We start from the raw sequence: 7,578 nt of genomic DNA, 5'->3' as shown, positions 1-7,578 counted from the left end.
TCGCTGGGTTCGCTTGGAGGTTGATAACATCACACTTTCCTGTTTTTGGGGTTGGAAAGTGTCAACTCTATTCAGGACGAGACAAGGTCATAAAAAAGGGCAGCACTGGCTGCCCTTTTTTACATCTGCGCGTCAGTACTGGTTAAGCGCGCTCAACCGCCAGGGCAACACCCATACCACCACCGATACAGAGTGTCGCCAGACCTTTTTTCGCATCGCGGCGAATCATCTCGTGCAGCAGCGAAACGAAGATGCGGCAGCCTGATGCACCAATCGGGTGACCCAGCGCAATCGCGCCGCCGTTCACGTTAATTTTATCCGCATCCCAACCCAGACCTTTGTTAACGGACAAAGCCTGCACAGCGAAAGCTTCGTTCGCTTCGATCAGATCCAGATCGGCCAGGTTCCAGCCAGCTTTTTGCAGACATTTTTTGGTCGCCGGGATCGGGCCGGTTCCCATGATTTTCGGATCAACACCGGCATTCGCATAAGCCTTGATGGTGGCCAGAATCGGCAGGCCCAGCGCTTCGGCTTTTTCACGACTGGCCAGCATCACGGCGGCGGCACCATCATTCAGCGAAGACGCATTACCTGCGGTGACGCTGCCGTCTTTCTTAAACGCCGGGCGCATTTCTGCCAGCTTGGCGGCGGTGGTTCCGGCACGCGGGTTTTCGTCGGTATCGAATACCTTCGGATCGCCTTTGCGCTGTGGAATGATCACTGGCGTGATTTCGTCTTTGAAAGTACCGGCCGCAATGGCAGCCAGTGCCTTTTCCTGAGACGCCGCCGCGAAGGCATCCTGTTCTTCACGGGAAATCTGATATTCATCGGCGATGTTTTCGGCGGTGATTCCCATGTGGTAATCGTTAAACGCATCCCACAAACCATCCACCACCATGGTATCGACCATGCTCCATGGCCCCATGCGCTGACCATTGCGTGAATTAGGCAACGCGTGGGGAGCGTTAGACATCGACTCCTGACCACCGGCAATCACCAAGTCGGCATCTCCGGCTTTAATCGCCTGAGCCGCCAGATGCAGCGCTTTCAGACCGGAGCCACACACTTTGTTGATGGTCATCGCCGGCGTCGTATTGGCCAGGCCGCCTTTAATTGCCGCCTGGCGCGCCGGGTTCTGACCGGCCGCCGCCGTTAATACCTGCCCCATCAGCACTTCATCAACTTCAGCCGGGTTAATACCGGTTTTTTCCAGCAATGAGCGGATTACCGTCGCACCCAGATCCACCGCCTGAACACTGGCCAGTGAGCCGGCAAATGAACCAATAGCGGTACGGGTCGCGGCAACGATTACTACGTCAGTCATAGAAATTCTCCAGAATATGAGGGCCTGCATTGAGTAGCACAGCGAGGATGACGAATTCATGAACCTCAGCCGCTAATTCAGTCCAACGGCTGGCGCTTGTCCTCTTTGTCGGGCGCGGAAAAACCGGACGCCGGGCAGGTGCAGGCGCGCCATTATACCCGAAAGAAAATACTGTGCGGCGTGACATTGGTGCAGGAGAGGAACAGGCTTTGTGCGAGCCACGCCATAAGCGTGGCAGTTTAATAGCGCAGAGGAGAGCGTCCGAAAGGGAGTTTCAGGCGTCGCGGTCGATACGATCAAGCGCCCCGACATCCAGCACCGGCGAGGCGTCGATGTGCTGCGCATCCATCATGTAAGCCACCCGCTCGAGCGAGCTGAGAATCATCGTCTGTTCCCAATCGTGCAGATCCTGATACTGCTGCACAAAGCTTTCCTGCAATGGCTTCGGGGCGTTGAGCAACACGGCATCCGCCTCCGGCGTCAGATAGACGTAAACTTTGCGCTTATCGGCACTGCCGCGTTCGCGTTTTACAAAGCCGCGCTTTTCCAGACGGTCAATAATGGTCGTAACCGTTGCCTGTGACAGGCTCACACGCTGGGCAACCTCTCCCACCGTCAATTCGGTATGTTGACGCAGCAATTGCAGAATCAGCAGCTGCGGTGCCGTCAGGCCAGCAATTTTACTCAACTGGCGTGAGTGCAGGTCGGTCGCGCGGATAATACGGCGCAGGGCAACCAGCACCTCATCGTAACGGTTCATGTCATTGTCCGGATCATTCTGATAAGACCCGATTCTAACATCGTTAGAGTTCAAAACATTCATTATCCATCGGCCTCCGGCAGCTTTCCGATCTGATCCGGATTCAGCGCAACCAACAACGAGTCACCTTGTTGATATGTCCCCAGAATCAGCCGCTGCGCCTCAGGAGGCGGCTCAATTTCGGCGCTGTCCAGCTCGATGATTTCCTGCACCTGATCAACCACAACCCCGACCACCTCATGCTCCAGCTCCAGCGTCATGATACGGCTGTCATCCGTTGCTTCCTGCGGCGCAAGCCCCAGTAACGTGCGCCCATCCAGCACCGTCACCACATCGCCACGCTGATTAATGATACCGGCGACCGTCGCTTCGGCCCCCGGAACCGGCTCCGGCTGCTGAAAATGTGACACCTCGCGCACCTGCTGAACCGGCAGGCAATAGCAGGTTTCATCCAGGCGGAATGTGAGCCATTTTTGAGCGTTCATAGAATCGCCTCATATTATTTAGAGTTGTAAATAAATTACCACGATGCTAAATTGTTTAGGGTTCTAAGTAAATGGCAGTTGCCGTAATGATTAATTCTTAGCCATCTTGAGCAAAAACTAGGCTAATTAATCGGTACGTGGCATCTGAAAGCAAAAAATGGATACTTTTTCGACAGAAACGTCAGAAAAAAACATTACAGATCAAAGCAATATCACCTTCCGGAAGCCTGTAGCAACCGACGGTCATGCCGTATTTTCTCTGGTTGAGCGCTGCAAGCCTTTAGATGTCAATTCAATGTACTGCAATCTGCTGCAGTGTTCGCACTTCGCCGACACCGCGGTTGTCGCAGAACAGAACGGCGACATGGTCGGCTTTATTTCCGGCTACCGTCTGCCCCATCAGCCTGACACCTTATTTGTCTGGCAGGTTGCGGTAGACAGCAAAGCACGCGGACAAGGGCTCGCCAGCCGCATGTTGCATGCTCTGCTCAAACGCCATCAACACGTTGTGCATCACCTGCACACCAGTATTACGCCAGGCAATGATGCCTCGTGGAATACCTTCCGTCGCCTGGCTAACAGCCTTGGCGCCCCTCTCAATACCAGCGAGCTGTTTAACCGCGAACAACACTTTGGCGGTGCTCACGACAGCGAAACGCTGGTTCATATTGGTCCCTTCATGCTTTTTGCACAGGAGTAAAAAACACCATGGATATCTATCACGAACTCGAATCCAACGTGCGTGGCTACTGCCGTTCATTTCCGGTGACATTCACCAAAGCGCAGAACGCCATCCTCACTGACAACGAAGGCAATGAATACATCGACTTCCTCGGTGGCGCCGGCACGCTGAACTACGGGCACAACAACCCCGTGTTTAAGAAAGCACTGCTGGAATACATCGAGTCGGACAGCATCACCCATGGCCTGGACATGCACACCGAAGCCAAGACCGCCTTTTTGCAAAGCTTCAACGAGCGCATTCTTAAGCCGCGTAAAATGAAGTACAAAGTGCAGTTCACTGGCCCTACCGGTACCAACGCGGTAGAAGCCGCGCTGAAAATTGCGCGTAAAAATACCGGCCGTCAGACCATTGTGTCATTCACCAATGGTTTCCACGGCGTGACTCAGGGTGCCGCTGCCGTAACCGCTAACAACTACTACAAAAGCGCCATCGGCATGCCGCTGCCAGGTGTGCAGTTTATGCCTTACGATGGCTACCTGGGCGATTTCAATACGCTGCATTATTTTGAAAAAGCGCTGCAGGATGGCTCTTCAGGTCTGGGGCATCCAGCCGCCGTGATCGTTGAATGCATTCAGGGTGAAGGTGGTCTGAACACCGCTTCAGCCGCCTGGATGCTCGGCCTGCAGGCTTTGTGTAAGCGTTACAACATGCTGCTGATTGTCGATGACATTCAGGCCGGTTGTGGCCGTAGCGGTACGTTCTTCAGCTTTGAAGAATTCGGTATCGAGCCGGACGTCATTACACTGTCCAAATCCCTCAGCGGCTACGGCCTGCCAATGGCCATTGTGCTGTTGAAAGAAAAACTCGATACCTGGAAGCCAGGCGAGCACAACGGTACCTTCCGCGGTAATAACCATGCCTTTATTACTGCCCGCATGGCGCTGGAAACTTACTGGGCTGATGACAGCTTCAGCCAGAGCGTGAAGAAAAAAGCGCAGCTGATCCGCAGCCGTCTGAAAGAAATTCAGGCCGAACACGGTGGTCAGATGAAGCACAAAGGCCGCGGTATTATGCAAGGTCTGGAGTGTGTTAACGGTCAGGTTGCCAGCCGCATTACTGAATTGGCTTTTAAACGCGGTCTCATTATTGAAACCAGCGGTTCCGACGGTCAGGTGGTAAAAATTCTGACACCACTGACCATCGAAGAAGACACACTAAAAGCTGGCCTTGGCATCCTCGCCGAGTGCATTGCCGATGTCATGGCCGAACAAATCTCCAAAGCGTCCTGAGCGCTCCCGCCTGATAAAAATCGCCTGCCGCCGGGAAACCCGGCAGGCGGTTTATTTAACCGATACTGAGTAAAGAATTATGATCGTAAGAACTCTCGAAGAGTGCGAAAACTCCACACGTAACATCAACGGTGGCAACTGGAAAAGTGTGCGCATGCTGCTGAAAGAAGACAACATGGGCTTTTCTTTCCACATCACCACCATTTTCGCCGGCACCGAAACCCCGATCTGGTACCAGAATCACCTTGAATCGGTGTACTGCATCAGTGGCGAAGGCGAAATCGAAACCACAGCCGATGGTAAGGTTTACCCGATTAAGCCCGGCACCTTGTACGTTCTTGATAAACACGACCAGCATCTGCTGCGCGGTTTCAGCGATATGCAGATGGCCTGCGTGTTTAATCCGCCATTAATCGGCAACGAAGTACACGATAAAGACGGCGTTTATGCATTGGATGCCGATCCTCTGAAAGCCTGAACTGACGCCAGAAAGGAGACACCATGACTCACCATACGGTAGAAAAAATCGGCGGCACGTCGATGAGTCGATATCAGGATGTTTTACACAATATCTGGCTGCGCCCTTACAAGCACCCAACGCTGGGCGAAACCTTATATCAGCGGGTATTCGTGGTTTCTGCTTATGCCGGTATGACCAACGGCTTGCTGGAACACAAAAAAAGCGGCGAGCCCGGTGTGTATGCCCTGTTTGCCGAAATGGACGAAAACCGTCCATGGCAGGACAAACTGCAGGAAGTGCTGAACAGTATGCTGGCCGTCAATGCCGACCTGTTTGCCGATGACACCATGATGAATAAGCGCGCGGATCAGTTTATTCAGGAACGCATTCAGGATGTGCATGAGTGCCTGGAACATCTTGAAGTGGTTTGCAGCTTTGGTCACTTCCAGCTGGATGACCATCTGCACCGCGTACGCGAAATGCTCAGTGCTCTGGGGGAAGCGCACAGTGCGTTTAATTCCGTGCAACTGCTGCGCAGCCAGGATGTCAACGCACGCTTTATTGACCTCACCAACTGGCGCTCTGACGAACAACTGAGCCTGGATGATCATATTGCCCAGGCCTTCAGTGATGTCGATCTGAGCACAGAAATGCCGATTGTCACCGGTTACACCCAGTGCCGTGAAGGCCTGATGCGTACCTTTGACCGTGGCTACAGTGAAATGACCTTCAGCAAAATTGCCACCATTACCGGTGCGCGCGAAGCCGTTATTCACAAAGAATATCACCTCAGCACCGCTGACCCGATGATGGTTGGCGATGGCAAGGTACACCCGATCGGCCAGACCAACTACGACGTTGCTGACCAGCTGGCCAACCTCGGGATGGAAGCCATTCACCCGCGTGCCGCAGCCGGACTGCGTAAACAGAATATCCTGCTGCGCATCAAAAACACATTTGAGCCAGAACACAGTGGCACTGTGATTCACAGCGACTACTGTAGTAGTACCCCTAAAGTGGAAATTATTGCCGGAACACGCAACGTCTGGGCGCTGGAGATTTTCGATCAGGATATGGTCGGCGATCCATCTTACAGCCAGCGTATGAATGATCTGGTACTGGAATCCGGAGTGCGGGTGCTGACCAAAGACTTTAACGCCAACACCGTCACCTTTTACTTAAAAGGTAACAAACGCCGGATTAACCGTTTGATGGAGCGCGTGCAACAGGCCTATCAGCAAGCCGATATCCGCGTTGAAAAACTGGCGATGGTCAGTGCAATCGGCAGTGATATGAAAATTACCGGTCTGCTGCAAAAAGCGGCTGGAGCATTATCCGATGCCGGAGTGAATATCCGCTCGGTACACCAGGCCATGCGTCAGGTGGATATAATGTTCCTTGTCAGCGACAATGACTATGCCAGTGCCGTAAAAGCACTTCATTCAAAACTGATAGAGCAATCCGATACATGGCCAGACCAGAAAACCGCCTGACCCTGACCTCTTTCCTGAAATGGATTGGTTTCTGTGCAGCCCTGGCCATGCCAGTGGCTGCACAAGCCGAAGACAGCAAAGACCAACAAACCCTGAACGACGAAAAAGCAGAGCAGACGATAGAACAGCTGCAAGCGCCGTTATACAGCGCATTTACTGAACGCTATCTGCTGGATGAAGTTAAAAATCTGCGCCAGCAGGTGGCTGATGCACGGGTCGAACTGACGGAAAAAATCGTCGATAAAGAACTGGATGTCGCCAGTAAAGCTCTGACCTACGCCACCGATACCGTTACTTATTTTTTCTACTTAATTGCCGGTGCATCGACGCTGCTGGTGTTAATTGGCTGGAATTCACTACGCGATATCAAAGAACGTGTCGGCGCCTTTGCCAATGATGAAATCCGGCGCATCACCGCCAGTTATGAAAAGCGGTTGGATAAACTGGAAGACGAATTGCATCGTAAATCGCGCCATATTGCTCAGGCGCAGGAAGAAATCGAACTCACTAACGATATCCATTCGTTATGGCTGAAAGCCTCTCAGGAAAATACTCCGCAGAGTAAAATCGCCATCTACGATCAGATTCTGCAATTACGCCCGGATGATGTAGAAGCCCTGACCTACAAAGCCGACGCGGCGTTATTACTCGGCCAGGCACAATGGGCAACCAGCCTTGCCAACCGGGCACTGGAAGTTGACCCTGAAAACAGCCACGCGCTGTATCAGCGCGCCTGTGCCCACGCTGAAAGTGGCGCAGTGGAAGAAGCCCTGCGCGACCTGCAAAGCGCCATCGACAAAGCCGACTCGCTGCGCTTACAGGCTGGTCGCGATATCAGCTTTGAAAGCCTGCTGCAGAATGAGCGTTTTCTGGAAATGGTGGTATTGCCGCCGGATGAAGATGATGACGCCAGCGTGAGTTAACATCTGCCAGTGAATGCTTACGGCTGCTTCGCAGCGTTGCCGCCAGTCAATCGAAGGCATCTCTGAATATCTGACCCTGAATATCTGCCCCTGAAAGCCTGAATCTCCAAGACGGATATTCAGGCTTTTTTGTATTCAGACCTGATCTGAAATATCAGA

8 protein-coding genes are annotated in these 7,578 nt (G+C 52.9%); 5 read left to right on the top strand and 3 right to left on the bottom strand.

Going from position 1 to position 7,578, the window contains the following annotated elements; genetic code table 11:
• Window positions 1-142: 142 nt before the first annotated feature.
• The 3 genes from NYR02_RS10300 to NYR02_RS10290 all read right to left on the bottom strand — a co-directional run bounded on the left by NYR02_RS10300 (window position 143) and on the right by NYR02_RS10290 (window position 2,569).
• Window positions 143-1,324 carry an acetyl-CoA C-acetyltransferase gene (locus NYR02_RS10300; RefSeq protein ID WP_260976271.1) on the bottom strand — a complete coding sequence of 394 codons (1,182 nt, stop codon included), beginning with the start codon at window positions 1,322-1,324 and terminating at the stop codon, window positions 143-145.
• A gap of 274 nt (window positions 1,325-1,598) precedes the next feature.
• The gene (locus tag NYR02_RS10295) at window positions 1,599-2,147 is read right to left on the bottom strand and encodes a MarR family winged helix-turn-helix transcriptional regulator (protein ID WP_338055942.1); all 549 of its coding nucleotides are present in this window, start codon (window positions 2,145-2,147) and stop codon (window positions 1,599-1,601) included.
• Window positions 2,147-2,569 (bottom strand): chemotaxis protein CheW, encoded by a 423-nt coding sequence (locus tag NYR02_RS10290; RefSeq protein WP_260976270.1) that lies wholly within the window; start codon window positions 2,567-2,569, stop codon window positions 2,147-2,149. The genes NYR02_RS10295 and NYR02_RS10290 overlap by 1 nt, the downstream gene beginning before the upstream one ends.
• 157 nt (window positions 2,570-2,726) lie before the next feature.
• Here NYR02_RS10290 and ectA point away from each other — a divergent pair, with 157 nt between their 5' ends.
• From ectA to NYR02_RS10265, 5 genes are all read left to right on the top strand, one after another.
• Window positions 2,727-3,269, top strand: a complete 543-nt coding sequence (gene ectA / locus NYR02_RS10285) for a diaminobutyrate acetyltransferase (RefSeq protein WP_260976269.1) — start codon at window positions 2,727-2,729, stop codon at window positions 3,267-3,269.
• 8 nt (window positions 3,270-3,277) lie between these two features.
• Window positions 3,278-4,543 carry a diaminobutyrate--2-oxoglutarate transaminase gene (ectB, locus tag NYR02_RS10280; RefSeq protein ID WP_260976268.1) on the top strand — a complete coding sequence of 422 codons (1,266 nt, stop codon included), beginning with the start codon at window positions 3,278-3,280 and terminating at the stop codon, window positions 4,541-4,543.
• A gap of 79 nt (window positions 4,544-4,622) precedes the next feature.
• Window positions 4,623-5,021 carry an ectoine synthase gene (locus NYR02_RS10275; protein WP_260976267.1) on the top strand — a complete coding sequence of 133 codons (399 nt, stop codon included), beginning with the start codon at window positions 4,623-4,625 and terminating at the stop codon, window positions 5,019-5,021.
• 23 nt (window positions 5,022-5,044) lie between these two features.
• Window positions 5,045-6,496 carry an aspartate kinase gene (locus tag NYR02_RS10270; RefSeq protein WP_260976266.1) on the top strand — a complete coding sequence of 484 codons (1,452 nt, stop codon included), beginning with the start codon at window positions 5,045-5,047 and terminating at the stop codon, window positions 6,494-6,496.
• Window positions 6,472-7,419 carry a TPR end-of-group domain-containing protein gene (locus NYR02_RS10265; RefSeq protein WP_260976265.1) on the top strand — a complete coding sequence of 316 codons (948 nt, stop codon included), beginning with the start codon at window positions 6,472-6,474 and terminating at the stop codon, window positions 7,417-7,419. Before NYR02_RS10270 ends, NYR02_RS10265 begins: the two co-directional genes overlap by 25 nt.
• Window positions 7,420-7,578 lie beyond the last annotated feature (159 nt).

This window comes from Thalassolituus pacificus (genome assembly GCF_025318105.1).
GTDB classification, from domain to species: Bacteria; Pseudomonadota; Gammaproteobacteria; order Pseudomonadales; family Oceanobacteraceae; genus Venatoribacter; species Venatoribacter pacificus.
The sequence above is the reverse complement of the archived record's forward strand: the minus strand, read 5'-3'. Positions and strand labels throughout refer to the sequence as shown.

Excerpts from the sequence above, each read along its gene's own strand:
- NYR02_RS10275 (WP_260976267.1), top strand. The coding sequence starts at position 4,623 with ATGATCGTAAGAACTCTCGAAGAGTGCGAAAACTCCACACGTAACATC.
- NYR02_RS10265 (WP_260976265.1), top strand. The coding sequence starts at position 6,472 with ATGGCCAGACCAGAAAACCGCCTGACCCTGACCTCTTTCCTGAAATGG.
- ectB (WP_260976268.1), top strand. The coding sequence starts at position 3,278 with ATGGATATCTATCACGAACTCGAATCCAACGTGCGTGGCTACTGCCGT.
- NYR02_RS10300 (WP_260976271.1), bottom strand. The coding sequence starts at position 1,324 with ATGACTGACGTAGTAATCGTTGCCGCGACCCGTACCGCTATTGGTTCA.
- ectA (WP_260976269.1), top strand. The coding sequence starts at position 2,727 with ATGGATACTTTTTCGACAGAAACGTCAGAAAAAAACATTACAGATCAA.
- NYR02_RS10290 (WP_260976270.1), bottom strand. The coding sequence starts at position 2,569 with ATGAACGCTCAAAAATGGCTCACATTCCGCCTGGATGAAACCTGCTAT.
- NYR02_RS10270 (WP_260976266.1), top strand. The coding sequence starts at position 5,045 with ATGACTCACCATACGGTAGAAAAAATCGGCGGCACGTCGATGAGTCGA.
- NYR02_RS10295 (WP_338055942.1), bottom strand. The coding sequence starts at position 2,147 with ATGAATGTTTTGAACTCTAACGATGTTAGAATCGGGTCTTATCAGAAT.